This window comes from Flavobacterium sp. (assembly GCF_034111225.1).
Taxonomy (GTDB): domain Bacteria; phylum Bacteroidota; class Bacteroidia; order Flavobacteriales; family Flavobacteriaceae; genus Flavobacterium.
In genome coordinates this window covers 216,532-242,468 of the sequence record NZ_JAWUXR010000011.1, presented here as the reverse complement: position 1 = coordinate 242,468, position 25,937 = coordinate 216,532, and the positions used below count along the sequence as shown (strand labels likewise).

The 25,937-nt window shown below is 30.6% G+C and carries 28 protein-coding genes; 16 read left to right on the top strand and 12 right to left on the bottom strand.

The window, feature by feature from the left end:
* Window positions 1–232 precede the first annotated feature (232 nt).
* From UXY25_RS06400 to UXY25_RS06385, 4 genes are all read right to left on the bottom strand, one after another.
* Window positions 233–958: a head GIN domain-containing protein gene (locus UXY25_RS06400; protein ID WP_320815179.1), complete on the bottom strand. Its 726-nt coding sequence runs from the start codon at window positions 956–958 to the stop codon at window positions 233–235.
* An 11-nt stretch (window positions 959–969) separates the two neighbouring features.
* Window positions 970–2,715 (bottom strand): PspC domain-containing protein, encoded by a 1,746-nt coding sequence (locus UXY25_RS06395; protein ID WP_320815178.1) that lies wholly within the window; start codon window positions 2,713–2,715, stop codon window positions 970–972.
* Between the two features lie 5 nt (window positions 2,716–2,720).
* Window positions 2,721–3,050 (bottom strand): PadR family transcriptional regulator, encoded by a 330-nt coding sequence (locus UXY25_RS06390; protein ID WP_320815177.1) that lies wholly within the window; start codon window positions 3,048–3,050, stop codon window positions 2,721–2,723.
* Window positions 3,051–3,114: 64 nt separating this feature from the next.
* Window positions 3,115–3,570, bottom strand: a complete 456-nt coding sequence (locus UXY25_RS06385) for a DUF4870 domain-containing protein (RefSeq protein ID WP_320815176.1) — start codon at window positions 3,568–3,570, stop codon at window positions 3,115–3,117.
* A 153-nt stretch (window positions 3,571–3,723) separates the two neighbouring features.
* Between UXY25_RS06385 and UXY25_RS06380 the strand changes: the two genes are divergently transcribed.
* Together UXY25_RS06380 and UXY25_RS06375 are read left to right on the top strand one after the other, a co-directional pair.
* A complete protein-coding gene (locus UXY25_RS06380) occupies window positions 3,724–4,179 on the top strand; it encodes a DUF4442 domain-containing protein (protein WP_320815175.1) in 456 nt (151 codons plus the stop codon).
* A gap of 83 nt (window positions 4,180–4,262) precedes the next feature.
* On the top strand, window positions 4,263–5,168 hold the full coding sequence (locus UXY25_RS06375) for a TIGR01777 family oxidoreductase (protein ID WP_320815174.1): 906 nt from the start codon (window positions 4,263–4,265) through the stop codon (window positions 5,166–5,168).
* A gap of 52 nt (window positions 5,169–5,220) precedes the next feature.
* On the opposite strand, the gene UXY25_RS06370 is transcribed toward UXY25_RS06375, so the two are convergent.
* The gene (locus UXY25_RS06370; protein ID WP_320815173.1) at window positions 5,221–5,853 is read right to left on the bottom strand and encodes a YceI family protein; all 633 of its coding nucleotides are present in this window, start codon (window positions 5,851–5,853) and stop codon (window positions 5,221–5,223) included.
* A gap of 163 nt (window positions 5,854–6,016) precedes the next feature.
* On the opposite strand from UXY25_RS06370, the gene UXY25_RS06365 reads away from it, so the two are divergent.
* The 8 genes from UXY25_RS06365 to UXY25_RS06330 all read left to right on the top strand — a co-directional run bounded on the left by UXY25_RS06365 (window position 6,017) and on the right by UXY25_RS06330 (window position 13,123).
* A complete protein-coding gene (locus UXY25_RS06365) occupies window positions 6,017–6,580 on the top strand; it encodes a nucleotide exchange factor GrpE (RefSeq protein ID WP_414601368.1) in 564 nt (187 codons plus the stop codon).
* Window positions 6,581–6,616: 36 nt separating this feature from the next.
* Window positions 6,617–7,741 (top strand): molecular chaperone DnaJ, encoded by a 1,125-nt coding sequence (dnaJ, locus tag UXY25_RS06360; protein ID WP_320815171.1) that lies wholly within the window; start codon window positions 6,617–6,619, stop codon window positions 7,739–7,741.
* Window positions 7,742–7,901: 160 nt separating this feature from the next.
* On the top strand, window positions 7,902–8,822 hold the full coding sequence (locus UXY25_RS06355) for an ATP-binding cassette domain-containing protein (RefSeq protein ID WP_320815170.1): 921 nt from the start codon (window positions 7,902–7,904) through the stop codon (window positions 8,820–8,822).
* Between the two features lie 23 nt (window positions 8,823–8,845).
* Window positions 8,846–10,153 (top strand): ABC transporter permease, encoded by a 1,308-nt coding sequence (locus UXY25_RS06350; RefSeq protein WP_320815169.1) that lies wholly within the window; start codon window positions 8,846–8,848, stop codon window positions 10,151–10,153.
* A 4-nt stretch (window positions 10,154–10,157) separates the two neighbouring features.
* Window positions 10,158–10,985: a mechanosensitive ion channel family protein gene (locus tag UXY25_RS06345; RefSeq protein ID WP_320815168.1), complete on the top strand. Its 828-nt coding sequence runs from the start codon at window positions 10,158–10,160 to the stop codon at window positions 10,983–10,985.
* A 32-nt stretch (window positions 10,986–11,017) separates the two neighbouring features.
* The gene (locus UXY25_RS06340) at window positions 11,018–12,181 is read left to right on the top strand and encodes a sigma-54 dependent transcriptional regulator (RefSeq protein WP_320815167.1); all 1,164 of its coding nucleotides are present in this window, start codon (window positions 11,018–11,020) and stop codon (window positions 12,179–12,181) included.
* A 42-nt stretch (window positions 12,182–12,223) separates the two neighbouring features.
* On the top strand, window positions 12,224–12,871 hold the full coding sequence (locus UXY25_RS06335) for a DEAD/DEAH box helicase (protein ID WP_320815166.1): 648 nt from the start codon (window positions 12,224–12,226) through the stop codon (window positions 12,869–12,871).
* 33 nt (window positions 12,872–12,904) lie between these two features.
* Entirely contained in the window at window positions 12,905–13,123 is a 219-nt protein-coding gene (locus UXY25_RS06330) for a DUF2007 domain-containing protein (protein ID WP_320815165.1), read from the top strand.
* Between the two features lie 51 nt (window positions 13,124–13,174).
* Here UXY25_RS06330 and UXY25_RS06325 read toward each other — a convergent pair whose 3' ends face one another.
* Window positions 13,175–13,786, bottom strand: coding sequence for a YceI family protein (locus UXY25_RS06325; RefSeq protein WP_320815164.1), 612 nt, complete (start codon window positions 13,784–13,786; stop codon window positions 13,175–13,177).
* 213 nt (window positions 13,787–13,999) lie between these two features.
* Between UXY25_RS06325 and UXY25_RS06320 the strand changes: the two genes are divergently transcribed.
* Window positions 14,000–15,637: an ABC-F family ATP-binding cassette domain-containing protein gene (locus tag UXY25_RS06320; RefSeq protein ID WP_320815163.1), complete on the top strand. Its 1,638-nt coding sequence runs from the start codon at window positions 14,000–14,002 to the stop codon at window positions 15,635–15,637.
* A 163-nt stretch (window positions 15,638–15,800) separates the two neighbouring features.
* On the opposite strand, the gene UXY25_RS06315 is transcribed toward UXY25_RS06320, so the two are convergent.
* The 5 genes from UXY25_RS06315 to UXY25_RS06295 form a co-directional block, all read right to left on the bottom strand.
* Window positions 15,801–16,232: a hypothetical protein gene (locus tag UXY25_RS06315; RefSeq protein WP_320815162.1), complete on the bottom strand. Its 432-nt coding sequence runs from the start codon at window positions 16,230–16,232 to the stop codon at window positions 15,801–15,803.
* A gap of 20 nt (window positions 16,233–16,252) precedes the next feature.
* Entirely contained in the window at window positions 16,253–18,460 is a 2,208-nt protein-coding gene (locus UXY25_RS06310; protein ID WP_320815161.1) for a YfbK domain-containing protein, read from the bottom strand.
* Between the two features lie 42 nt (window positions 18,461–18,502).
* Window positions 18,503–19,480, bottom strand: a complete 978-nt coding sequence (locus tag UXY25_RS06305) for a hypothetical protein (protein WP_320815160.1) — start codon at window positions 19,478–19,480, stop codon at window positions 18,503–18,505.
* 3 nt (window positions 19,481–19,483) lie between these two features.
* Complete coding sequence (locus UXY25_RS06300; RefSeq protein WP_320815159.1) at window positions 19,484–20,017, bottom strand: sigma-70 family RNA polymerase sigma factor; 534 nt, start codon at window positions 20,015–20,017, stop codon at window positions 19,484–19,486.
* Between the two features lie 135 nt (window positions 20,018–20,152).
* The gene (locus UXY25_RS06295; RefSeq protein WP_320815158.1) at window positions 20,153–20,740 is read right to left on the bottom strand and encodes a phospholipid scramblase-related protein; all 588 of its coding nucleotides are present in this window, start codon (window positions 20,738–20,740) and stop codon (window positions 20,153–20,155) included.
* Between the two features lie 75 nt (window positions 20,741–20,815).
* Here UXY25_RS06295 and UXY25_RS06290 point away from each other — a divergent pair, with 75 nt between their 5' ends.
* The 5 genes from UXY25_RS06290 to UXY25_RS06270 all read left to right on the top strand — a co-directional run bounded on the left by UXY25_RS06290 (window position 20,816) and on the right by UXY25_RS06270 (window position 24,750).
* Entirely contained in the window at window positions 20,816–21,694 is an 879-nt protein-coding gene (locus UXY25_RS06290) for a PPK2 family polyphosphate kinase (RefSeq protein ID WP_320815157.1), read from the top strand.
* A 92-nt stretch (window positions 21,695–21,786) separates the two neighbouring features.
* Complete coding sequence (locus UXY25_RS06285) at window positions 21,787–23,166, top strand: MATE family efflux transporter (RefSeq protein WP_320815156.1); 1,380 nt, start codon at window positions 21,787–21,789, stop codon at window positions 23,164–23,166.
* 4 nt (window positions 23,167–23,170) lie between these two features.
* On the top strand, window positions 23,171–24,076 hold the full coding sequence (locus UXY25_RS06280) for a prohibitin family protein (RefSeq protein WP_320815155.1): 906 nt from the start codon (window positions 23,171–23,173) through the stop codon (window positions 24,074–24,076).
* 33 nt (window positions 24,077–24,109) lie between these two features.
* Window positions 24,110–24,340: a hypothetical protein gene (locus UXY25_RS06275; protein WP_320815154.1), complete on the top strand. Its 231-nt coding sequence runs from the start codon at window positions 24,110–24,112 to the stop codon at window positions 24,338–24,340.
* A gap of 29 nt (window positions 24,341–24,369) precedes the next feature.
* Entirely contained in the window at window positions 24,370–24,750 is a 381-nt protein-coding gene (locus tag UXY25_RS06270) for a hypothetical protein (RefSeq protein WP_320815153.1), read from the top strand.
* On the opposite strand, the gene meaB is transcribed toward UXY25_RS06270, so the two are convergent.
* A complete protein-coding gene (gene meaB, locus UXY25_RS06265) occupies window positions 24,751–25,836 on the bottom strand; it encodes a methylmalonyl Co-A mutase-associated GTPase MeaB (RefSeq protein WP_320815152.1) in 1,086 nt (361 codons plus the stop codon). It lies immediately after the preceding gene.
* Window positions 25,837–25,937: the final 101 nt, after the last annotated feature.

Genomic DNA, 25,937 nt, shown 5'->3' with positions numbered 1-25,937 from the left:
ATATAAAAAAAAACATCAGTGTAAGTACTGATGTTTAAATTTTGTATTACTTAAAATAGAGATTCTATAATGCTAATGATAAAAGTACATGCAAAATCTATTATTTGGACAACTAGTTTTATCATGTTTTTTGTTTTTGTAGTTTTTAATTGTGTTCTGTAAAATTAATTAATTGTGCTTTTATAGCTGTTAATTTTATATTAATTGTTTGTTAAATGCCACAGATTAATTGTTATTCTTTATCAACACTTCCACCTGAAGTTTCATCTTTTGTGATACTCTTTGGTTCTTTAACGTAATTAATATCACTTCCGCTTGAGGCTTTACCGTCTAGTTTTAAAATTGGTTTTACTGTTGTACTACTTCCGCTAGTAGATTGTGCATAAACTTCATTTGCCGCAAGATTACTTGCGTCTATTTCACTTCCGCTAGATGACTTTGTTTCTAAACGTAAAGCTTTTCCAGAAGCTTTAATTTCGCTACCACTAGTTGATTCACAACTTACGCTTTCATATTCTAATTCGGCTTCAATTTCACTTCCACTACTTGATTTTAATGCAATAGAGGTTCCTTTTAAAGCGTTTTTAGATGTAATTGAAGAACCGCTTGAAGATTCTAAACTAGAAATTGTTTCCATTTTAACTCTAACATTTATTGTAGTCATCATGTCAATATTTCCATCTATTTTTACGATTAATGTTCCGTTTTCAACTTCGGTAACAATGTATTCAATTAAATTATCATCTGTTTCTACTTCAACTTCAGCTGGGCTGCCTTGTTCAACAATAACATTTACACCTGTACTTGCCGAAATCTTAGTAAACTTCTCACTTACATTCCTTTTCTCGGTAATTATATTTCCACTACCCTCGATACCATTTCCAAAATGAATATTGTGTTTACATGAGGTAAAACCAATGAATAAAAATAAAGCTAATAATTTAATTGTTGTTTTCATGTTGATTTAGTTTAGTTGATTTCTATTTTTACTTTTTTAATTTCACTCTTGATTTCGTCTTTGATTTCGTCAATTGCTTTTTTAGAATTGATTACTTTTTTTACCAAAACCCCGTTTTCATCATAATAAAGAGTTGTAGAAGCGTCTGAATTTACATCTTCATTAATCTCAATCTCATTATTTTCTTCCTCTGAACAATTTAAACAATCCATTTCAGAGCCGTTTACTTTGTAAAAGAATCCTTCATGTCCATAATATTTTCCAATGTCTGAATTATTAGATGTTAAATAATCACTTATAGATTCATCGGGAAATATTACAAAACCGTTTGGTAAATAAAGATAAATATGAACTTCTTGGTCTCTGTATTTGTTTTTAAATTCTGTTGTTAAATAATTATCTAAGATAATTTTATTTCCTTGAACTTCAAAATGATACTTAATTTTTTCAGCTCTGTTCTTTGCTTCATTTATTGATTTTCCGTCTGCTGTTTTTTCAACTTGAAAATAAGGAACATCTTTATCTGTTCTCATTAAATGCAATCTTACGTTTGTTGAATAAATGATTTCATTATTTTGTTCATCATGTGTGTATTCTGCATTTCTTCTTCTGTTTACATTTTTCGAATAAAAATCATTGATCTCCATTTTTATAAAAAGTGTATCTGTTGGTTGAATGTTTAAATATTCTTTTTGAATTACTTTCCCTTCAAATCCAACTTGGTTCGCTTGTTGAATCCCTAAATATATTGTTGCACTTAATGCAATAACCCAAATAGCTATCAGACCATATTTCACATAACTAGCCATTGGTTTCATGTTGTTTAATAATAATTTTAATCCTAAAATAATTAAAAACAAAAATGGAATTCCAACAGTAAATAATAATAAAATTCCTTGCAACCAAAATGGAACATCTGAATCAAATGGAGTGTCCATAAAATTAAATTTCATTTTATCAGATAATGAAGAAGAAAATATCATTACAATTGATGCTATAATAATTCCTAACAAAGCCATTGATGAAAAGAACATCATAAATGCCCCAATAATTTTTGCAAAGGCTTTAAAAATTGACAAGAAGAGATCTCCAACAGTTGAAACAACTTGGTTTGCCCCTGATTTTGCCGTATTGGCAATTTTTTGGTGATCTAAATTGTTTATTTTTCCAGTAATATCATCAAACCCTTCTTTTACTTTTTTTTCAATATTAGAAATGTTTATAGGCTCACCTTTCATTTCTAATTTTTGATTATTAGTAATAGCTTCTGGTACTAATATCCATAAAATAATATAGATTAATAAACCAGTTCCAAATCCGAAAAATAAAATAACCATAATTATTCTTAACCATAGTGGATCTATTCCTAAATAATGACCAAGGCCTGATAAAACTCCTCCTAACATTGAGTTGTCTTTATCTCTATATAGTTTTCTAGTATTAGAATATGATCTAGTATTAGAATAATCAGAATTAAAATTTGAAGAAGTGTCTTCATCAATTTTATAATCTTCAGGTTGTCCCATTATCGAAATAACTTCGTCGATTTCTTTGATTCCAACTACTTGTTTTTCGTTTTGTAAACGCTCTTGAAAAAGTTCAGCGATTCTACTTTCAATGTCTTTAACAATTTCATCTCTACCTTCGTAAGAAAGTGAACGTTTTACAGCATCAAAGTATCGTGTTAACTTTTGATAGGCATCTTCATCTATATGAAAGAAATAACCTCCTAAATTTATACTTATTGTTTTGTTCATGACTTTTAGTTTTGACTTGTTATAATGTTAACCGCGTCAGATAATTCTGTCCACGTTGTGTTTAATTCTAATAAAAATGTTCTTCCATCTTCCGTTAATTCATAATATTTACGTGGCGGTCCAGATGTTGATTCTTCCCAGCGATAGCCTAGTAGGCCGTCGTTTTTTAGTCTTGTTAATAAAGGATAAACTGTTCCTTCTACGACTAGTAGCTTTGCTTCTTTTAGAGTTTCAAGTATTTCAGAAGTGTAAGCATCTTTTTCTTTTAAGACAGATAGGATACAAAACTCTAAAACACCTTTTCTCATTTGAGCTTTTGTGTTTTCAATATTCATAATTCTTTTCGATTTTTTTAATTAAACTGTTCATTTTTTGATTTTGATTGAAACGATGATTGATTTATTTTAAAAACGGTATTGTTAATGGGTATTTATAATATTCTCCGTTTGATGTTTTTGCTGATGCGTATATAATTAAGAAAAACTCACCTAGCTTAATAAAGAAAAATAATAGTATTGCTATAAAACCCAAAATGGCATATCCTGTAATATTATTATAGTTAATAATTTCATTTAAATATATTTCATGCTCATTAATTCTTGAGAAGTCAATTGTGTTAATTAACCATAATATAAATGTAGGGACTGCAATAATTATAAAGACTATTGAGTACAAAAACATACTTAGTTGAAAATTCAATGCTTGTTTTCCGTGATGATCAATAAATTTTGATTCATTTTTTTTGTTTGACCATATTAATAATGGTAAAATAAAACTGCTAAACGGAATAATATACTGACATAATGTTGTCAAATGTATTAATGTAGCGGTACTTTTTTCGTTTGATGTTTCCATGATTATAGTATAACTATTAATTGCTTATACAAATATATGTTTAAAAAAAGGTATTATGCAACGCACAGTACTAAAATTTAACACAAATTTAACACAAATAAAAATAGTAAGCACGCATATTATTTTTTAATATATTTACAAAAACTCTTAATTATGAAATTTACACCTTCAAAACTAAATACATACATGTTCTTTAAACTTCCTTCTGCTTTTTGGAGTGGAGTTAGAGTGAAATCAATAGAAGAAACAACATGTAAGGTATCTGTTAAACACAGATGGTTCAATCAAAACCCATTTAATTCAATGTATTTTGCCGTACAAGCAATGGCAGCTGAGTTTACTACAGGAGCTTTAGTAATGTTTCAAGTAAAACAAAGTGGAAAAAACGTTTCTATGCTTGTTGCAAATAATAAATCTAGTTTTACTAAAAAAGCTACAGGTAGAATTACTTTTACTTGTAATCAAGGAATTTTAATTAAGGAAACCATTCAAAAAGCAATTGACACTATGGAAGGGCAAACTGTTTGGTTAACTTCTTTAGGTGTAAATGAAAAAGGGGAACAGGTTTCGGAAATGCAATTTGAATGGACTATTAAAGTCCGAAAATAGTTTATTTTCCACAAGTGTTAAGATAAGTTAATTACCTTTCATTTAGTTATTATCATTTGTAACTTTGATAAAAACCATTTCTAATGAAAGTCTTAATCACTGGCGCAACTGGCCTAGTAGGTCATGAATTAATAAAAATACTATTGCAAAATGGTATTCTAGTCAATTTCCTAACAACTTCACGAAAAAAAATAGCAAATGAAAGTAACTATAAAGGTTTTTACTGGGACCCAACTATTGGTGAAATCAATGAAAATGCTTTTGATCAAGTAGATGTTGTTGTTCATTTAGCTGGAGCAACTGTTGCCAAAAGGTGGACTAATAGTTATAAACAAGAAATATTAGACAGTAGAGTTGAAACCACAAGATTGCTTTACAATACACTTGGTAAAATAAATAATCAAGTAACTCAAATAATTTCTGCATCTGCAATAGGTATTTATCCAGATAGCTTAACAAAAGTGTATCATGAAACTGATTTAGAAGTTGATTCTTCTTTTTTAGGGGATGTAGTTAAGCAATGGGAAGAAGAAATAGATGAGTTTAAAAAATTAAATATATTAGTTTCTAAAATAAGAATTGGTTTAGTTTTAGCCAAAAAGGGCGGAGCTTTACAAGAAATGGTAAAGCCAATAAAAATTGGAGTTGGGGCTCCTTTTGGTTCGGGAGAGCATTATCAATCTTGGATTCATATTCATGACTTAGCTGCAATTTTTTATCATGTGATAGAACACAAACGAGCAGGAATTTACAATGGTGTTTCGCCTTATCCAGTTACAAATGAAATGCTTACAAAAGCAATTGCAAAAACACTTGATAAGCCTTTATTTTTGCCAAATATCCCTCAATTCGTTATGAAATTACTTCTTGGAGAAATGCATCAATTATTGTTTTCAAGTCAAAACGTTAGTTCAAGAAAACTTTTGGATGAAAATTTCCAATTCAAATATGCTTCTTTAGATAAAGCTTTAGATAATTTATTGAAATAAAAAAACACTCAGAATTGAGTGTTTTTTTGTAAAATTAGTAATAAATTACTGATTATTTTTTTGCTTTTATATTAATTTGAAGAACAATATCATCATTGATAAACTTATCTCCTAAATCATTAAAAATAGACTTAGAGCCATAATTCACTCCCCATAGAGTTCTGTCAATTTTAAATTCTGGAGAAGTCATGGTTACCATCCCATCCATTTCAGAAAGAGAAACAGGGAATTTTATTTTATTTGTTTTACCTTTTATAGTTAAATCTCCTTCAAGCATATCTGAGCCATCTTCAGTCATAAAACCTGTAACTACAAACATTGCTTCAGGGTGTTTTGCAACATTAAAAAAGTGATCCACCACATCTGGCTTCATACCTTTTAAATGTGCTTCTAAATCAGATTTGTCTTCACCTTCTAAATCTCCAACAGAGATAGTGTTCATGTCAATAGTGAATTTACCATCATTTATTTTTCCGTTTTCAACTGTAAACTGACCATTTTTAATTTTAATTGTGCCACTATGTTTTCCAGTTTGTTTGGAACCTATCCAAGAAAGAGTAGATGTAGAATCTACAACAAATACTCCGCTAATTCCACTTTCAACAGAAGTTGGTGCAGTTTTCTCTTCTTTTTTACAGCTAATAAACAGTAAAAGACTAAACCCTAATAATGCAATTTTTTTCATAAGTTTAAAGTTAAAGTTTTAAAAAATATGTTAATTCAAATACAAACTATTAATAGTTTTGAATAAAAATACATTTTTATTTTCGTAATAAAAAAACTTGTATGACAATTTGACATTTTTAAACATTTGGCAATACATTTGCAATTAGAAATTAAATAGTAAAATGTTTAAAAAAATACGCAAATATATGAGTCAAGATAATGCTGAAAACATAGAAAAAGAAATTGTACAAGATGAGAATGTTTCAGAAAGTCAAGAAGTGCAACAGCCAGAATTAACTGTTGAAGAGCAACTTACGGAAGATTTGGCAAAAGAAAAAGACAAACATTTAAGACTTTTTGCTGAATTTGAAAATTATAAAAGAAGAACAGCAAAAGAACGTATGGATTTGTTTAAAACAGCAAATCAAGAAGTTTTACAAGCATTGTTGCCAGTAATGGATGATTTTGACAGGGCTATGACACAAATTATAAAATCTGAAGATGAGGCTATTGTTAAAGGAGTTGAACTTATTTTTGAAAAACTAAAAAGTACTTTAGTTTCAAAAGGATTAGAAGAAGTTGAAATTAAAGCAGGTGATGTTTTCAATGCAGATTTTGCTGAAGCTATTACTCAAATTCCAGCACCTTCTGACGATTTAAAAGGTAAAATTGTAGATGTACTTGAAAAAGGTTACAAATTGGGTGACAAAATTATCCGTTTTCCAAAAGTAGTTATAGGACAATAATTGCATTTTACTTTTTTAATGAATTTAACTTAGAAGATGAAAAAAGATTTTTACGAAATATTAGGTATTAGCAAAAGTGCTACTGCTCCAGAAATAAAAAAGGCATATCGAAAAAAAGCAATTGAATTTCACCCCGATAAAAATCCGGGAGATGCAAGTGCTGAAGAGAACTTTAAAACGGCAGCTGAAGCTTATGAAATATTAAGCGACCCTAATAAAAAAGCAAAATACGATCAATACGGTCATGCAGCATTTGACGGTGCTGGTGGATATGGCGGAGGCGGCGGACATATGAATATGGACGACATCTTCAGTCAGTTTGGCGATATCTTTGGAAGTGCTTTTGGTGGCGGAGGTGGTTTCGGAGGTGGATTTGGCGGAGGTCAAAGACGTGTTAAAGGAAGTAATTTACGTATTAAGGTAAGGCTGACTTTAGAAGAAATTGTTAACGGTGTTGAAAAGAAAGTTAAAGTAAAACGTAAAGTTCAAGCACAAGGAGTAACCTATAGAACGTGTCCGACATGTAATGGTAGTGGACAAGTAATGAAAATTGCCAATACTATTTTAGGTAGAATGCAAACGGCAGCTACATGTCCTTCATGTGGTGGAGCTGGTCAAATGATGGACCATAAACCTCAAGGTGCAGATACTCAAGGAATGATTTTACAAGAAGATACTGTCTCTATTAAAATCCCTGCTGGTGTTGTTGATGGTATGCAGTTAAAAGTTTCTGGAAAAGGAAACGAAGCGCCTGGTTCAAATAGTGTTTCTGGAGATTTAATTGTTGCAATTGAAGAGTTAGAACACGAATTTTTAAAGCGTGAAGGTGAAAATTTACATTACGATTTATATGTTAGTTTCCCAGAAGCAGCTTTAGGAGTTTCTAAAGAAATTGAAACAGTTTCTGGAAAAGTTAGAATTAAACTTGACGAAGGAATTCAATCGGGTAAAATTTTACGTTTAAAAGGTAAAGGTGTGCCAAGTATTAACAGTTATGGAACAGGTGATTTATTGGTACATGTAAATGTTTGGACCCCGAAAACGTTAAACAAAGAGCAAAAACAATTTTTTGAAAATATGATAGACGATGAAAATTTTACTCCAAATCCAGAAAAGTCTGATAAGTCCTTTTTTGAGAAAGTAAAAGATATGTTTTCATAATTCATTAAAATTACATACATTTGGAATTCACTTTTTACATTAAAAAGTGAATTTTCTTTTTCATAGCAATTTTCCCATCCTATTGCAAAATAGGGTGGGTTTTTTTGTAACAGAACGCTTATTTTACACACTAATTTACATCACATATAAAAATTTTAGAATGGATTCTATTTTAAAAGTTCAAAACGTAGTAAAACAATTTGGCAATTACAATGCTTTAAGTAATATTTCTTTAGAAGTGCCTAAAGGAAGTATTTATGGTTTATTAGGTCCAAACGGAGCAGGTAAAACCACTTTAATTCGTATCATCAATCAAATTATAATGCCCGATTCTGGTGAAGTATTTTTAGATGGTAAGAAATTAATGCCCGATGATGTTCAATATATTGGTTATTTGCCAGAAGAAAGAGGACTGTATAAATCCATGAAAGTAGGAGAGCAATGTTTGTATTTGGCTCAACTAAAAGGTCTTTCTCATCAAGAAGCAAAAAAGCAATTAAAATATTGGTTTGAGAAATTAGGAATTGAAGGTTGGTGGGATAAAAAAATCCAAGAGCTTTCAAAAGGAATGGCTCAAAAAATTCAGTTTGTTGTAACCATTTTACATAAGCCCAAATTATTAATTCTTGACGAACCATTTTCTGGTTTTGATCCTGTAAATGCAAATTTAATTAAGGATGAAATCATGGAACTTAATAAGAACGGCACTTCTGTTATTTTTTCTACGCATAGAATGGAAAGCGTTGAAGAAATGTGCGATTATATTGCATTGATTCATGAGTCAAATAAATTAATAGAAGGAAAACTATCTGAAGTTAAAAGACAATATAGAAGTAATACTTTTCAAATAGGTGTTTTAACACAAAATATTGAAGGTTTAATGGTTCAGTTGACTCAAAAATTTAAAGTCGGACCTACTAGCTTTAAATCGTTAAATGAAGACATTAAACTTGAAGTTGAGTTAGGGAATTTAAATTCAAATGAATTATTGTCTATTTTAACTAATTTCGGACAAGTAACTCACTTTGTTGAGAAAATACCTAGTGTAAATGATATTTTTATTCAATCAGTTAGTAAATAAATAGCCAATTAAAATAAAAAAATATGAATGTTTTAAGTTTAATTATAAAAAGAGAATTCGTAGCGAAAGTTCGTAATAAGTCTTTTATTGTAATGACTTTTTTAGCACCACTTTTGTTTGTAGGAATGTCATTTTTAATTGGATATTTATCAAACATGAATAAAGATTCAATTACCGAAATTGCCATTCATGATGAAAGCGGATTGTTAAAAAATAATTTTAAAAATACAAAGCACACGCATTATATCGATTTATCTGCAATGCCTATTGATGTTGCTAAAGATACAGCTAGTAATAATTACGAGGGGTTGTTGCTTGTTCCAAAAGTAGATTCATTACAATTATTACTAGATAAAGTTGAATACATTTCAGAAGACAGTCCAAGCTTAGAGTTTATTTCTAAGGTTGAAAAAGTTGTAGATTCTACCCTTACTTCTGAGCGATTAAAGGCATTAGGATTTGATGCAGCAAAAATTGATGAATCACAAGCGGATTCAACTTTAAAATTATCAAAGTTTTCTGGAGGCGAAAGTTTAAAAGGATTGAATGAAATTAAAGTTGGTATTGGTGGAATATTCGGTTACTTAATTATGATGTTTATTATCATCTATGGTAACATGGTTATGCGAAGTGTAATAGAAGAGAAAACCAGTCGTATTATTGAAATCATCATTTCATCAGTTAAGCCTTTTCAATTAATGATGGGTAAAATTATCGGAACTTCATTAGCAGGTATTTTACAATTTGCCATTTGGGCTATTGTGGGAACAATATTGTTTTTTGTAGCACAAACTTTTTTTGGAATACAAATGGGTGCAAGTAGCAGCGTTACCCCAGAAATGATGGAAGCGGCTCAATCAACAGAAGCTATTTCAAAAATTCAATTGTACTTTAACGAAATTTGGAATTTACCATTAGGTACATTAGTAACCTGTTTTATCATTTACTTTATTGGTGGATACTTCTTATACAGTTCATTTTATGCAGCAATTGGCGCAGCTGTTGATTCAGAAACAGATTCGCAACAATTTATGTTGCCCGTAATTATGCCGCTTATGTTAGGTGTTTATGTTGGTTTCTTTACAGTTATCAATGATCCTCATGGAATGGTAGCAACGGTGTTTTCAATTATACCATTAACATCGCCTATTGTTATGTTAATGCGTATACCATTTGGTGTTCCATTATGGCAATTAATACTTTCTATCGTTTTATTGTTTGGAACGTTTATCTTTGTAGTCTGGTTCGCTTCAAAAATTTACCGTGTAGGTATTTTAATGTATGGAAAGAAGCCTACTTGGAAAGAGTTATATAAATGGTTGAAATATTAAATAAATGATTGAATTAATAAAAGATATACTCAGCTATAAAATAGGTATTGGTGAAATAGGTATTAAAGCAAGTACCTTATTTCTACTTATATTGGTTTTATTAATAACTAGTATTGTACTTCGGTTTATAAGAGTAGTTGCAACAAGAAAATTACCTTTAGAAGACAAGTATAAGTTTATTAGTTTTTTTCAATTCATAAGATATATTGTTTTTGCATTTGCATTTATAATAACACTTCAAATGAATGGTGTTAACATGAGTTTTTTGCTTACTGCTTCAGCTGCTTTATTAGTAGGTTTAGGTTTTGCAATGCAACAGTTGTTTCAAGATGTTATTTCAGGAATATTAATTATTATTGATCAATCTTTACATGTTGGCGATATTGTTGAAGTAGATGGAAGAGTTGGAAAAGTATTGGAAATTAAATTAAGAACCACAAGAGTAGTTACGCGTAATAATAGAGTTATGGTTATTCCAAATCATAAGTTTATGTTAGATACATTATTCAACTGGACACAAAATAGTTTTACAAATAGAGAACAAGTAAATGTTGGTGTGGCTTATGGAAGTGATGTTCAATTGGTGAAAAAAATATTATTACAATGTGCTGAAGAAGCTCCGGAAGTTGTTAAAGAACCAAGGCCTGTAGTGTTATTTGAAGATTTTGCAGATTCATCATTAAATTTTTCATTGTATTTTTATGTAGATAATGGAATGAATAGCCCAGGAATACAAAGTGATTTAAGATTTAGAATTGATGCTGCTTTTAGAGAAAACAAGGTTTCAATTCCATTTCCACAAAGAGATATTCATGTTATTACAAAGGCATAGTTTTTGTAACTTATAAAAAATAAAATTTAAGAATGCCAAAAATACTAGTAATTGAAGACGAAGCAGCAATTAGAAGAGTTTTAACTAAAATTCTTTCTGAAGAAAGCGATACATATCAAGTTGATGAAGCTGAAGATGGTTTAAAAGGAATTGAAAAAATCAAAAATGAAGATTATGATTTAGTGCTTTGCGATATTAAAATGCCAAAAATGGACGGTGTTGAGGTATTAGAAGCTGCTATAAAAATAAAACCTGAAACTCTTATGGTCATGATTTCAGGACATGGAGATTTGGAAACTGCAGTAAATACAATGCGTTTAGGTGCTTTTGATTATATTTCAAAACCACCAGATTTAAACAGGTTGTTAAATACTGTTCGAAATGCATTGGATAGAAAACAACTAGTAGTTGAAAATAAAATTCTAAAAAAGAAGGTTAGTAAAAATTACCAAATGATTGGGGAAAGCGAAGCTATTAATCATATTAAAACAATGGTTGATAAAGTAGCTCCTACTGATGCTAGAGTATTGATTACTGGACCAAATGGAACAGGTAAAGAATTAGTTGCACATCAATTACATGAAAAGAGTGAACGTTCTTCGTTTCCGCTTATAGAAGTGAATTGTGCTGCAATACCTTCTGAATTAATAGAAAGTGAATTATTCGGACATGTAAAAGGTGCTTTTACATCAGCAATTAAAGATAGAGCAGGAAAGTTTGAAGCAGCACACAAAGGAACCATTTTCTTAGATGAAATTGGCGATATGAGTTTGCCTGCGCAAGCAAAAGTACTTCGTGCTTTACAAGAAAATTTAATTCAACGTGTTGGAGCAGATAAAGACATTAAAGTTGATGTTCGTGTTGTAGCGGCAACAAATAAAGATTTAAAAAAGGAAATTGAAGAAGGTCGTTTTCGTGAAGATTTATACCATCGTTTAGCAGTAATTTTAATAAAAGTTCCATCGTTAAATGATCGTAGAGAAGATATTCCTATGTTAATTGAGCATTTTACAACTAAAATTGCTGAGGAGCAAGGTATTGTAGAAAAAGTGTTTTCTAAAAAAGCAATTCAATTGTTACAAGAATACGATTGGACTGGAAATATTAGAGAATTAAGAAATGTAATTGAGCGTTTAATTATTCTTGGTGGAGCAGAAATTTCGGAACAAGATGTAAAATTATTCGCAAGTAAATAAATTTGCTTAAAGCTAATTGCTTAAAGCTTACAGCTTAATAAAATGAAATTAAAAAAAATTAACGAAGAGTTACAACAAGGTTTAATCTTACATGGATTAACTGAAGCAAATGAGTTGCAAAGAGATTCTTTCTCTACTTTAAAAAGTGGAGTAGATTGTGTTATTCAATCTGAAAGAAAATCAGGAAAAACAACAACAATTGTAATCAATGTATTGCAAAAATTAAAAGGTTCTTACGAAGAATCACCAAGAGCGTTGATTTTTGTTCAAGATAAGGAACAAGTCTTAGAAATGGTCAGACTATTTGACCAACTAGGAAAATTCAATGATCTAAGTGCTTATGGTGTTCATGAGAAAAGCGAATTAGACGAAGATAAAAATCAAATTTCAATGGGTGTCGATGTTTTAATTGGTACTCCAAATAAATTAAACATGTTGTTTTCTACCGCAGGTTTTAACGTAAACCGCCTTTTAATGGTAATTGTAGATGATGCCGATGTTATGTTTAAAAACAGATTTGACACTATAATTCATAGAATGTCAGAAAGTATAGGTAAAGCACAACGTATTTTCTTTTGTAATGAGATTACTGAAAAAGTTGAAATTTTGGCTGATAAAATAATGGTCGAACCTCTTTTTCTAGAAATAGAAAAAGATGATGAAGAGGTTGAAGGAAATGATGAAGATTAATTTTAACGTATAGTTAATTTAAAAAATAAAGATATGGCGGCAGTAAAGATTTTTTCGGGAAGTGAGATTTTAGCAACTGGTTTGCAACAAAAATTAAAGGAAATAGATATTTTTCCTATTGTTAAAAACAACATGCAAGCAGCAAGAACAGCAGGTTTTGGAAGTGCCGGTTTAGCTGTTGAGTTGTTTATTGAGGAACGCGAGTTGCCTTTGGCAGAACAAGTTATTGAAGATTTTAAAATGAGTCTTTAAAACAAAAAAGCCCTGAATTTCAGGGCTTTTTTTATAATTATTTTTGTTTTTTTATTCAAAAAGAACTGAACCTTTAATATCAACAAGATTCCAAGTTTTACTTACACCATCTTTTCCTTTGTGTAATTCATAACAAGCCTCGTTTATTGCAGCAATAGCTTTTTCTCCACCAAATTCTACTAAATTAAGTGTAGAAGTTAATGTGAATAATTTATTTTCATACGTATATTCCGTTACAATTTGTTTCGTTACATCATTCATTGTAAGTGTCATATAACATTTACCTTCTCTAAAGTTTATTGTCCCCGATAATAATTCAGTGTTTTTTAGAGCACCAAAGAAAATCGTTTTTAATTTATAATCTCTATCTTCATTATTAGTAAACAAACTGCTTACAGGAATTGTAAATGCAGCGCCTTCTAAAACTTCTTCAGGTGTTTCACCTGTTTTAGTGTCTTTTAATTCAATCGATTTAAAACTTCCACCAACAGCAACTTTCTCAGTTGTTTTAAATGCAGTCCAATTTACTTTTGTAGAATCGGTAATAATTTTTAAACCTGAAACCTCTGGAGTTGGTTCAACAACTATTTCTGGTTGTTCTTCTTTTTTACAGCTTGTAGTTAGTAAAGCTACAGCAAATGCAAATACTGCTATTTTCTTCATGTCTTTATATTTCAATTATATTTCAACCAAAGATAAGAAGTTATTTGAATGCAAGCAATTAACATAAGTTAAATCAATCTAAAGTAACACATTTTGCGATTGCTTCATTTCGAAATTAATCTATCTTTGCACCTTTAAAAAGAATTTTAGATTTTTAGATCGCTAGACGTGTCTAAATAATCTAAAACTAAATAATCAAGCAATCTAAGAAAGATGATTACAGTAAACGATATTGCGGTAGAATTTGGCGGAACAGTACTTTTTAGTGAGGTTACTTTTGCTATTAATGAAAATGATAAAATTGCCTTAATGGGTAAAAATGGAGCAGGAAAATCTACACTGCTTAAAATTGTTGCTGGTCAAAACAAACCCACTCGTGGAAATATTTCGGCACCAAAGGAAGCTGTGATTGCTTATTTACCACAGCATTTGTTGGCAAGTGACGATTGTACGGTTATGGAAGAAACATCTAAAGCTTTTGCAGATGTTTTAGACATGAAAAAAGAAATTGACGAAATCAATGAGCAATTGACTATTCGTACCGATTATGAAAGTGATGCCTACATGAAGTTGATTGAAAGAGTTTCGGAACTTTCTGAAAAATACTATGCAATTGACGAAGTAAACTACGAGGCAGAAGTTGAAAAAGTATTAAAAGGTTTAGGTTTTGAACGTAAAGATTTCAATAGACCAACTAAAGAATTTTCTGGAGGATGGAGAATGCGAATTGAATTAGCAAAAATCTTATTAAAGAAACCCGACTTAATTCTTTTAGATGAGCCAACGAATCACTTGGATATGGATAGTATTCAATGGTTAGAAGATTTCTTAATAAATCAAGCAAAAGCGGTTATGGTAATTTCACACGATAGAGCATTTGTAGATAATATTACTAATCGTACTATTGAAGTTACAATGGGAAGAATTTATGACTACAAAGCCAAATATTCTCATTATTTAGAATTAAGAAAAGACAGAAGAGTTCATCAGCAAAAAGCATACGACGAGCAACAAAAATTCATAGCAGATAATCAAGCGTTTATTGATCGTTTTAGAGGAACCTTCTCTAAAACAGAATCGGTGCAATCGCGTGTGAAGATGTTGGAAAAAATCGTTCCAATTGAAGTTGATGAAGTAGATAATTCGGCTTTAAAGTTGAAATTCCCGCCTTCAGTTCGTTCAGGGCAATATCCAGTTGTGGTGAAAGAGTTGCATAAAAGTTATGGAGACAATGTTATTTTTAAAGACGCTAACATTGTAATTGAACGAGGAGAAAAAGTTGCTTTTGTAGGAAAAAATGGAGAAGGAAAATCGACTATGATTAAGGCGATTATGAAAAAAATTGAAATCAACTCTGGAAGTGTAGAAGTTGGTCACAATGCACAAATTGGTTATTTTGCTCAAAACCAAGCCGCTTTATTAGATGAAAAAGCAACTATTTTTGAAACTATAGACAATATTGCAGTAGGAGATGTTCGTACACAAATAAAAAACATATTAGGAGCATTTATGTTCCAAGGAGATGATATTACTAAAAAAGTAAAAGTGTTATCTGGTGGAGAAAAAACACGTTTAGCAATGATAAAATTATTGTTAGAACCGGTTAATTTACTAATTCTGGATGAGCCTTCGAATCATTTAGATATGAAAACGAAAGACATCATCAAAGATGCTTTACGTGATTTTGATGGAACTTTAATTTTAGTTTCGCACGATAGAGATTTCTTAGATGGTTTGGCTACAAAAGTGTTTGAGTTTAAAGACAAAAGAGTAGTAGAGCATTTTGAAGACTTGAACGGTTTCTTAGCAAATAAGAAAATGGAAAGCATGCAAGAATTAGAGAAGAAATAGGTTTTAAAAAATAGATTTTAAACACAAATTCCATTAATAAACACAAATACTTTCGTGCTAATTAATGGAATTTGTGTTTAGAAAAATTAGTCTTTAGTACTGATATTATAATTAATTAGCGTTTTATAAAACCTTGGAAAAGCCCAACTTTTAGTTTTAATCTTTATTGCATTTTAAACATCTCAATTCTATTCATCCAGAAAATTTCGGATTCCAAAAAGACTACCCTCGTTTTAACTATTCGGTCAGTTTTGTCTCTTGGAGATTTTGTTACAAATCTCGCTTTTGAATTTGTAAAGTCTAAAGTGTATTTTTCATCGAAATCTTTTTGACTATCGGAATAAAATGAAATAATATTGTTTTTAACTGTCCACTTTCCTTTACCGTATTTATTTGATTCGGGTGGAATTCCAAACTTAATATTCGAATAATAATGGAAGTAAAATGTTCCATCTTGACTTAAAATTAATTTATATTCAAGTAAATTATTGTCTTTGGTTCCTCGTGTAAGGTTGTAATCGCCAACTATATCTTGCTCTTGCGAAAATATCGTCATACTCGAGATTAAAATTAAAACTGTAATAATTATTTTCATAGAATTAGTTTTTCATTTAATTAATTTACAGCTTCAACCAATCTTATAAACTCCGCTTTATAACCTTCTTTATCGATAGCTTTTCCTTGTAAAGCTAAAGTCTTAATGTCACTTGAAGTTTTGTTGTTTACCAATTTAGAATCGCGTAATTTTAATCCAAACCAAGCAACAGCAGTTGTAAATTTAAAATCTTCAGAAGCTTTTTCTAATGCTATTGATTTGTTCTCAATTACTTGAACCATTTCTATACTTTTATCACCATCTGGTTTTTTGTATCTGAATTTTACCGTTGCCAATTCATCTGAATACTTTTCAGGATTTGTTTTTTGTTCCGTGTATTTTAAAGGATCAATTGAATTGTCAAATGTACTTTCTACACCAGTTGGAATAATTTCGTACAAAGCTGTAACGGTGTGGCCGCTTCCTAATTCTCCAGCATCAATTGCATCGTTTTTGAAATCTTCCGGACGCAATTTTCTGTTTTCGTAACCAATCAATCTATAGTTTTGAACGTGTTTTGGATTGAATTCAATTTGAATTTTTACATCTTTTGCAATAGCAAACATACTTCCTTTAAATTCTTTACCTAAAAAGCGATTTGCTTCTTGAATGTTATCAATATAAGCGTAGTTTCCGTTTCCCTTATCGGCTAAAGTTTCCATTTTACTGTCTTTGTAATTTCCCATTCCATAGCCTAAACAAGTTAAAAACACACCCGATTTTCTTTTTTCTTCAATCAACGTTTCCATATCTTTATTTGAAGATGCCCCAACGTTAAAATCACCATCAGTAGCTAAAATCAAACGGTTATTTCCACCTTTAATGAAGTTTTCAGATGCGATTTTGTATGCCAATTCAATTCCGGCTCCGCCAGCAGTACTGCCTCCCGCATTTAAGTTTTCTAATGATTTGATGATTGTTTCTTTGTCGTTTCCAGAAGTTGGAGGTAAAACTAATCCGGCTGCTCCAGCGTAAACTACAATAGAAACTCTGTCTTTTTCTCTTAATTGATTAACCAATACTTTCATCGATTCTTTCAATAAAGGCAATTTGTTTTGCGAACCCATTGAACCTGAAACGTCAATTAAGAAAACAAAGTTAGAATTAGGTAAAACATCGCTATCAATTTCTTTTCCTTGTAAACCTATTTTAACTAATTTATGCTTTTCATTCCATGGGCAATCGCTATATTCTGTATGAATTGCAAAAGGATGTTTTGACGAAGGTTGTGCGTAATTGTATTTAAAGAAATTCATCATTTCTTCTACACGAACTGCATCTTTTGGTACTTTTTGTCCTTGGTTGATAAAACGTCTAATATTCGTATACGAAGCATTATCTACATCGATTGAGAAAGTAGAAAGGGGTTCACTTTTTGGACTTGTAAATTGATTTTCAATGAAAAGTTCGTAGTCTTCATTGTTTGGTTCAACTACTACAGGTAAAGGTTTTTTGATGTTCTTGATATCGCTTATGAATTTTGCTTTATCTTCTTTATTTAGTCCGTCTTTTGTAACGACCATAATAACGCCATTTACGCCTTGAGAACCATATAATGCAGCGCCTTGAGCTCCTTTTAAAACATGTGTTTCTTCAATTTTTTCAGGTGCTAATTTTTGTAATTCTTCAGCAGTTGTAATTTTATTATCAATAACGACTAAAGCTTGGTTATTAGTTGAAATTCCGCGATTTCCTCTTAAAACAATTCGAGTTGTAGAATTTACATTACTAGTTGAATTAACTTGTAATCCTGATACTTTACGTGATAAGGATTGTGCAGTATTTGAGTTTTGATAATATGCGGGTGCGCTATCATCTAAAATAGCATTTCCAACATATCCTTTTGTTTTTTCCTCTGTTCTTTTTTTAATACTAGTTGAACCTACAACTACTACTTCACTTGCAGTTAAAATATCTTCAGTCATGATTGCATTAACAATATTTGATTTTCCAATAGATAGATTTAACTTTTTCATTCCTGTATAGGTGAATTCTAAAATGTCACCTTCGTTTGCCACAATACTGTATTTTCCATCGAAATCAGTTGTAGTTCCATTTTTGGTTCCTTTTACCAATACATTTACACCTCCAATTGGTCCAAGAGCATCGCTTACAATTCCTGTAATGGTTTTGTAGTTTGTTGCTACATTTAAATGATTTGTTGTTCCGAAATTAAGGAAAGTTATAAGCATAGCTATCCCTAATGAAAAGATTTTGATTTTTTTCATGATACTTTAATTTAATTAAACGAATGATTTATTTAGAAGATTTTATTTCTTTGGTTTACCGTCCTTAGTAGTTATAATTACGACACCCTTTTTACCTTTATCACCATATTCTTTTTCAGCATCTGCTTCTTGTAAGATTACGGTTTTAATGATGTTTTGTTTTGTTAATGGCGCATACGGACTTGTTGGGTTTGGCCCAAAAAGCTCTTGTTCAGAATATTGCACGCCATTAATAATATATAATGGTTCTTTTAATACTATGATAGAATCAAGTTGTGTATTGTTAATATTTCTAAGTTCCTTTTCGTTACTTACTTTCCCATCTATAACTACTAACGGAGATAGTTTTTTAGATTGATAGGTAGTGTCATCATTGATGCTTGAATAATTAGCTTCAAATTGTTCTTTTTTGACACCTTTTGTACTGGTATATTTAGGAATATTGGTTGAAGCAGCATTAAAATAGCCTCTTGATGTTAGTTCTTCTTGTTGGTTTTTACCAAAAGGAATTAATTCAATTTCTTCTTTTGAAACGACTTTATCTTTTTTATCAGCTCTAATATAAGTCACAATTTCATCGTTATTAACAATATTAATTTCTTCTGGATAAATTGTGGCTTTCTTTTTTATAGGACTTGTTGCAACAACAGTTTCGCTAGCGGGTTTATTGATTTGGTTATCCAAAATTACGTCTGCTTCTTCTGAACTTATGATTTGGTTTTCTTGTGTTTCTACTAGAACTTCATTCAATTCTAGAGGTTCTATTTTAGTTTCGTTTACAATTGTAGTCTTGTTTACTGTTTCAGTAGTTGTGTAAAATTGATATCCAATTGTTCCAACTAATACAATTGATGCTGCAACTGCAATTTTTTTCCAATTTGAAGTCTCTTTTTTAGCCACATTAGTGTCTAATTTTTCTTCTACACGTGCCCAAATCTTATCTATTCCTGGAAAGTCTTTTTGTTCAGCATTTTCAGCTGCGTGTTTTATTTTGTTATATAATTTATCTTCTGTTCCCATGACTTATTTTGCTTTTTGATAGTAAAAAGTGTTTACCAATTCTTTTAATTTGCTTTTTGAAGCATTTAATTGCGATTTTGAAGTTCCTTCTGAAATTCCGAGTTGTTCGGCAATTTCTTTATGACTGAATCCTTCAATGACAAATAAACTAAAAATGGTTCTACAACCTTCAGGAATATAATTTAAGAAATTCAGTAAATCCGCTTCTTCTAGTTCGGTAACATCATCAGCTAAAGGTTGGTTGCTGTAACTCACTTCATCAATATATAAATTAAAGTTGATGTTCTTTTTCAGTTGTAACAAACATAAGTTTACTGTTATTTTTCGTGCCCAAGCTTCAAAAGCATAATCTTCTTTTAATTGCTCTATTTTGGTAAAGATGGTATAAAAGGCATCTGCCATTACTTCCTCTATGTCTTCTTCCTTTTTAAGGTACCTCTTGCAGGTATAATACAACTTAGAACCCATTTGCTCATATAATAAGCGCTGGCCTTCTCTTTGTTGTTTTCTACAAGCTTGTATAATTTTTACATCCATTGTATGTGTTGCTTTCTTATATAGAGCATTAAAGTTGGTAAAAGGTTGGGACGACCTTAAAATATTTTTTTAAAATTATAAAAAAAAAGGCGTTAGAAATAGATTCTAACGCCTTTTTAAGATTTATATTAATTGTTATTCTTTAAAAACCATATCAATACACATAACTGCTGCAAGTATTAAAGGTCTAATTTTATCATCTTCAGCAACATTTGAGTTAATATTTAGTACATAATTGTCTGCACTAGTAAAAAACTCTTTTCCTATACCAGCCCATTTTTTTGAAACAGTAGCTAATTCAGTAGTATCTTTCAAAAATTTAAAATTCCAACCAGTCCACTTACCTTGTAAAGTACATAAGTGTTTGTCGTTATTGTCGTGAATTTCAAATTTCCCTCCAAACGAGAAAAACTTTTGTTTGAAAATCCCAATTAAACGATCGTTTTCGTCTAAGACTTCAATATCAGATCTAAAAAAGGTTACACCTCTTTTTACGCTTAGTATTTTTTTGTTTTGATTATCGCTAATCACAATGTTAAATGGAGTCATTTTTTTGTAACTCGTAAAACGGAATATCTTTGTAAAAGCTCCAAGATTTGGTTCTCTACAAGTCATCATTTGAGAACCGTTTTCTGGATTAAAAATATCGAAATTGTTTGATGCTTTAAACATACCAACGTGTTCTTTTACTAAAAACACATTTTTTGTTAAGATTTGATTCATTAAAAAGGATTATTTAGGTTTTTATTTTTTCGGTTATAAAAATACATTTTATCTTTAGAACTTAAATCGAAAGAAATGAAAAACATATCTCTTAATTCGTTAAAAGTTTCCAGTCCAATAAAACTGAAAGATTTACCAACATATATTGATGTTGCTACTTCTGAAAAGAAGAAAGAAAAACAATTGCAAAAAATTAGAGAGAAGTTAAGCAAACTTCAGGATAAAATGTATGCGCATAATAAACAAGGTGTACTTATTTGTTTGCAAGGAATGGATACTGCTGGAAAAGATAGCTTAATAAGAGAAGTTTTTAAAGAATTTAATGCGCGTGGAGTAGTGGTACATAGTTTTAAAACGCCAAATACTAATGAATTAGAACACGATTTTTTATGGCGTCATTATTTGGCTTTGCCAGAAAAAGGTAAGTTTTCGGTTTTTAATAGAACACATTATGAAAATGTTTTGATTACAAGAGTTCATCCAGAATATATTATAAACGAAAATATTCCAGGGATTGAAAAAGTGGAGGATATTACTCCTGAATTTTGGAAAAATAGATTAGAAAGCATCAATGCATTTGAAAAGCATGTTACGTCGAATGGAGTTATCCTATTAAAATTCTTTTTGCATCTAAGTAAAGAAGAACAACGCCAACGTTTATTAAGAAGATTAGAAAAAGAAAAACACAATTGGAAATTTTCTCCAGACGATTTAAAAGAAAGACTGCTTTGGGACGACTATCAAAAATGTTATGAAGAAGCTATTAATAAAACTTCAAAACCATACGCACCTTGGTTAGTTATTCCTGCCGATAATAAGGAAACTGCTCGTTACTTAGTTGCGAAATCTATTTTAGAAGAACTAGAAAAATACGAATTTCATTATCCGGAATTAGAGGATGAGGTAAAAGATAACATTAAAATGTATCACGATAAATTGGCAAGTGAAAAATAGAATTATGAGAGCAGTTTTAACAAATTTTTACTCATTCCCTGAAACATTTTGCCTCAAAAAAATAGTACCTTTGCAGGCTAATTGCAAAAAAAATGACTTTATCTACTTACACAAAAGAGTTTTCATATAATTTAAGATTGGCCTATCCTATTATTTTAGGAATGTTAGGTCATACGGTTGTAGGAATTGTAGATAATATAATGGTTGGTAAACTTGGACCAACAGAATTAGCAGCAGTTTCTCTCGGAAATAGTTTTGTATTCATTGCAATGTCACTAGGAATCGGATTTTCTACAGCTATTACACCCCTTGTTGCTGAAGCTGATGGAAAAAAAGATGTTGATGGAGCAAGAAGTACTTTTCATCACGGATTGTATTTATGTACTATTCTTGGAGTAGCTTTATTTACTATTATCTTTTTTTCTAAGCCAATTATATCATTCATGGGACAACCTGAGAATGTTGTAGAATTGGCAAAACCCTACTTAGATATCGTAGCTTTTTCGTTGATTCCATTAATCATGTTTCAAGCGTATAAGCAATTTGCCGATGGAATGAGCGAAACGAAACTATCAATGTGGGCAACTATAATTGCAAATATTGTAAACGTAGTGCTAAATTACTTATTGATTTACGGAATTTGGTTCTTTCCAGAATTAGGAATCGTAGGTGCAGCTATCGGGACAATTGTTTCTCGATTTGTAATGTTAGCCTATATGCATTACATGATGAATTTAAGAGAACGTTTTCATCCCTACTTTAAAGGATTCAGTCTAAAAGAAATTAAGAAATCAGTCAATATTCAAATCATAAAGTTAGGAACTCCATCAGCAATGCAAATGTTTTTTGAAGTGGCGCTGTTTACAGGAGCAATTTGGCTTTCGGGACGATTAGGAACAACAAGTCAGGCTGCCAACCAAGTTGCGTTGAGTTTGGCATCGTTTACCTTTATGTTTGCAATGGGATTAAGCGTTGCAGCAATGATTAGAGTAGCCAACCAAAAAGGATTAGAAGATTATAGTAAATTACGTTTAGTTGCAGTTTCTATATTTTTACTTGGAGCTATAATGGCGGTTGGTTTTGCATTAGTATTTATGCTGTTTCATGTGCAATTACCAAAATTATTTGTCGATATGAATGATGTATCTACTTTAGTTGAAAATACAGAAGTAGTTACTATAGCTGCCGAACTATTATTAGTTGCAGCAGTTTTTCAAATTTCCGATAGTTTACAAGTGGTTGCTCTTGGAGCTTTACGTGGATTACAAGACGTAAAAATTCCTATGTACATGACTTTTATTTCTTACTGGGTAATTGGTTTTCCAATTTCTATTTATTTAGGGCTTTATACCTCATTTGGAGCATCCGGAATTTGGATTGGGCTTTTAGCAGGATTAACTACTGCTGCTATTTTATTATTCATTCGATTTAATTACCTTACTAAAAAATTAATTATTACTAATAAAAAATAGCTTTATGATTTTAACTTCAATATTAGGTTTTATTTTAATTGTTTTCAGTTTTATTCTTAAAGCAGGAAACCCTAGTTTTTTCAAATTAGTAAATCCGTTAAAATACATAGGAATACTTATTGTCTTACTTGGCGTAATATCTTCTTTATTTGTACAAGTATCTGCAGGGAATGTTGGTGTTAAATCTTTATTTGGAGAAGTACAACCTACCATTTTAGAAAGTGGTTTACATATTGTAAATCCATTAATGGATGTTACTTCATTTGATATTCAAACACAAAATTATACGATGTCTGCCTTAAATGAAGAAGGTGCAAAAACTGGCGATGATGCAATTAGAGTTTTATCTGCCGATGGTTTAGAAGTAGTAATTGATTTAACGGTTTTATATAGAGTTTTACCAACAGATGCTCCAATTATTTATAAAAAATTAGGAGTAAATTATTCTGATAAAATTGTACGCCCGGTTACAAGAACAAGAATACGAGACAACGCAGTTTTTTATGATGCAGTAGCATTATATTCTTCAAAAAGAGAAGAGTTTCAAACCAGAATTTACACTTCTATTGAAAAAGATTTTAAGAGTAGAGGTTTAATTTTAGAGCAATTATTAATTAGAAATATTAATTTACCAAATTCGGTAAAAACTACAATCGAATCTAAAATTAATGCTGAGCAAGAAGCGCAAAAAATGACTTTTGTATTGCAAAAAGAAAAACAAGAAGCCGAAAGAAAAAGAGTAGAAGCACAAGGTATTGCCGATTATCAGCGTATTATTTCATCTGGTTTAACAGATAAGCAATTACAATACGAATCAATACAAGCGCAATTAGAATTGGCAAAATCACAAAATTCTAAAGTAATTATAATGGGCGGTAAAAATACACCGTTTATTATTTCAGACAAATAATCAAATAAAAACATAAACAATAAAATTTAAAATATGGACTTTCCAAAATTTGTAATAGGAGATAACACAGATTACCCAGAAGATATTTTTGTAATTCATTTAGAGTATCCTCGTTTCATTATTAATTTAAAAGATGATGATGTAGAGTTTATGGAAGATTTAGAAGAAGAAAACGAATCGGAATTAGAATCAGAAATGGAACATTTAATTACTATTGCAGGCGAATTCTACGATAGAGAAATGGAACGTTACGAGAAAGCTTAACTTAATATTAAATTTCAGAATTTTTATTAATGAGTGAAAAAGAAATTTGGAGGGAAAGATGGCTTGTCTCAATCAATGAGTTAACATCGATAGATTTACAAAAGAAATCTTGGTTAATGAAAGAGAATGAAAATCCTCATTGGTCTTTTATTGAATTTACAAGTTGTTATTTTGATGACTTATGTCTTGATGATGATTATTTAGATGTTTTAAAAAGTAATTGGGTGTCAACTGAAGAATTTGAAATATTAAAAAATTGGCACTTTAAATTGAAAAGCTATAATCCTCCAAATGATGATTGTTATAATCATGAATTAATATTAAAAGATATAAATTGGATTGAATTAGTCGAATCTGGTAAAAAAGTTAGGGTAGAACTTTTGAATTTTTTTACAAATCCAGAAAACTAATCACTTCCCAAAATACTTTTCTAATAAAATTTGAGCGGCAGCAAAAGGTGAAACTTCATTATTTTGCACCGCTTTTTTATTTTCTTCCAGCAACGTTATAATTTCAGCATGGTTGTAGAAACTATTTTTTAACTGTTCGTTAATGGTTTCCATCATCCAAAATTGGTTTTGTTCTTGGCGTTTATTTTGAAAGTGGTTATTTCCTTTTGCCAATTCAAAATATTCGGTAATTAATTGCCAAACGTTATCAATTCCGTCTTTTTCAATAGAACTACAAGTTGTTACTTTAGGCATCCAACCACTTTTTTTAGCAGGAAACATGTGTAAAGCTCTATTAAATTCGGCTTTTGCTAATTTTGCTTTTGCAATATTATCGCCATCGGCTTTATTAATTACAATAGTATCTGCCATTTCCATGATTCCGCGTTTAATACCTTGTAATTCATCGCCAGCACCAGCAATTTTCAACAATAAAAAGAAATCAACCATACTGTGTACAGCAGTTTCACTTTGGCCAACACCAACCGTTTCAATAACAATCGTATCAAAACCACAAGCTTCACATAAAATAATAGCTTCACGTGTTTTACGAGCAACACCGCCTAAACTGTCTCCAGAAGCACTTGGTCGAATAAAAGCATTTGCATCTTTTACTAATTCTTCCATTCGGGTTTTGTCTCCCAAAATACTTCCATGACTAATAGACGAACTTGGGTCAACCGCTAAAACAGCTACTTTTTTGCCTAAAGAAGTTAAGTGTTTTCCAAAAGCTTCAATAAACGTACTTTTTCCCACACCAGGAACACCTGTAATTCCAATTCTAACCGATTTGTTTGCATGCGGTAAACAACCTTGTATAACTTCCGTGGCTTTTTCTAAATGGGAAATATTAGTGCTTTCTACTAAAGTTATAGCACGACTTAAAGCGGTTTTGTCGCCTTTTAAAATAGCTTCAATTAATTCAGTTGCAGACGGTTGTTTTCTTCTAAATTGCTGAATTTGTTTCGCAACAACATTACTCACCGCTTCGGGTTGGTTAATACCATTTACTTCTGATAAAGCCGATTTGTTTTTTGGTTCTTCCAAAGTCTTTAAGTCTTTGTGTAAAAGTACGAAATTTTTGAAAAAATTACACTTTCATATCAATAATCGAATAATGCTTTTAACTTTGCCTTTCAGTAAAAAGT

Excerpts from the sequence above, each read along its gene's own strand:
- UXY25_RS06365 (WP_414601368.1), top strand. The coding sequence starts at position 6,017 with ATGTTTAAAAAAATACGCAAATATATGAGTCAAGATAATGCTGAAAAC.
- UXY25_RS06355 (WP_320815170.1), top strand. The coding sequence starts at position 7,902 with ATGGATTCTATTTTAAAAGTTCAAAACGTAGTAAAACAATTTGGCAAT.
- UXY25_RS06380 (WP_320815175.1), top strand. The coding sequence starts at position 3,724 with ATGAAATTTACACCTTCAAAACTAAATACATACATGTTCTTTAAACTT.
- UXY25_RS06305 (WP_320815160.1), bottom strand. The coding sequence starts at position 19,480 with ATGGGAACAGAAGATAAATTATATAACAAAATAAAACACGCAGCTGAA.
- UXY25_RS06345 (WP_320815168.1), top strand. The coding sequence starts at position 10,158 with ATGATTGAATTAATAAAAGATATACTCAGCTATAAAATAGGTATTGGT.
- UXY25_RS06370 (WP_320815173.1), bottom strand. The coding sequence starts at position 5,853 with ATGAAAAAAATTGCATTATTAGGGTTTAGTCTTTTACTGTTTATTAGC.
- UXY25_RS06375 (WP_320815174.1), top strand. The coding sequence starts at position 4,263 with ATGAAAGTCTTAATCACTGGCGCAACTGGCCTAGTAGGTCATGAATTA.
- UXY25_RS06285 (WP_320815156.1), top strand. The coding sequence starts at position 21,787 with ATGACTTTATCTACTTACACAAAAGAGTTTTCATATAATTTAAGATTG.
- UXY25_RS06290 (WP_320815157.1), top strand. The coding sequence starts at position 20,816 with ATGAAAAACATATCTCTTAATTCGTTAAAAGTTTCCAGTCCAATAAAA.
- UXY25_RS06325 (WP_320815164.1), bottom strand. The coding sequence starts at position 13,786 with ATGAAGAAAATAGCAGTATTTGCATTTGCTGTAGCTTTACTAACTACA.
- UXY25_RS06270 (WP_320815153.1), top strand. The coding sequence starts at position 24,370 with ATGAGTGAAAAAGAAATTTGGAGGGAAAGATGGCTTGTCTCAATCAAT.
- UXY25_RS06300 (WP_320815159.1), bottom strand. The coding sequence starts at position 20,017 with ATGGATGTAAAAATTATACAAGCTTGTAGAAAACAACAAAGAGAAGGC.
- UXY25_RS06315 (WP_320815162.1), bottom strand. The coding sequence starts at position 16,232 with ATGAAAATAATTATTACAGTTTTAATTTTAATCTCGAGTATGACGATA.
- UXY25_RS06340 (WP_320815167.1), top strand. The coding sequence starts at position 11,018 with ATGCCAAAAATACTAGTAATTGAAGACGAAGCAGCAATTAGAAGAGTT.
- UXY25_RS06395 (WP_320815178.1), bottom strand. The coding sequence starts at position 2,715 with ATGAACAAAACAATAAGTATAAATTTAGGAGGTTATTTCTTTCATATA.
- UXY25_RS06275 (WP_320815154.1), top strand. The coding sequence starts at position 24,110 with ATGGACTTTCCAAAATTTGTAATAGGAGATAACACAGATTACCCAGAA.
- UXY25_RS06330 (WP_320815165.1), top strand. The coding sequence starts at position 12,905 with ATGGCGGCAGTAAAGATTTTTTCGGGAAGTGAGATTTTAGCAACTGGT.
- UXY25_RS06320 (WP_320815163.1), top strand. The coding sequence starts at position 14,000 with ATGATTACAGTAAACGATATTGCGGTAGAATTTGGCGGAACAGTACTT.
- UXY25_RS06295 (WP_320815158.1), bottom strand. The coding sequence starts at position 20,740 with ATGAATCAAATCTTAACAAAAAATGTGTTTTTAGTAAAAGAACACGTT.
- UXY25_RS06400 (WP_320815179.1), bottom strand. The coding sequence starts at position 958 with ATGAAAACAACAATTAAATTATTAGCTTTATTTTTATTCATTGGTTTT.
- UXY25_RS06385 (WP_320815176.1), bottom strand. The coding sequence starts at position 3,570 with ATGGAAACATCAAACGAAAAAAGTACCGCTACATTAATACATTTGACA.
- UXY25_RS06350 (WP_320815169.1), top strand. The coding sequence starts at position 8,846 with ATGAATGTTTTAAGTTTAATTATAAAAAGAGAATTCGTAGCGAAAGTT.
- UXY25_RS06390 (WP_320815177.1), bottom strand. The coding sequence starts at position 3,050 with ATGAATATTGAAAACACAAAAGCTCAAATGAGAAAAGGTGTTTTAGAG.
- dnaJ (WP_320815171.1), top strand. The coding sequence starts at position 6,617 with ATGAAAAAAGATTTTTACGAAATATTAGGTATTAGCAAAAGTGCTACT.
- UXY25_RS06310 (WP_320815161.1), bottom strand. The coding sequence starts at position 18,460 with ATGAAAAAAATCAAAATCTTTTCATTAGGGATAGCTATGCTTATAACT.
- UXY25_RS06335 (WP_320815166.1), top strand. The coding sequence starts at position 12,224 with ATGAAATTAAAAAAAATTAACGAAGAGTTACAACAAGGTTTAATCTTA.
- UXY25_RS06280 (WP_320815155.1), top strand. The coding sequence starts at position 23,171 with ATGATTTTAACTTCAATATTAGGTTTTATTTTAATTGTTTTCAGTTTT.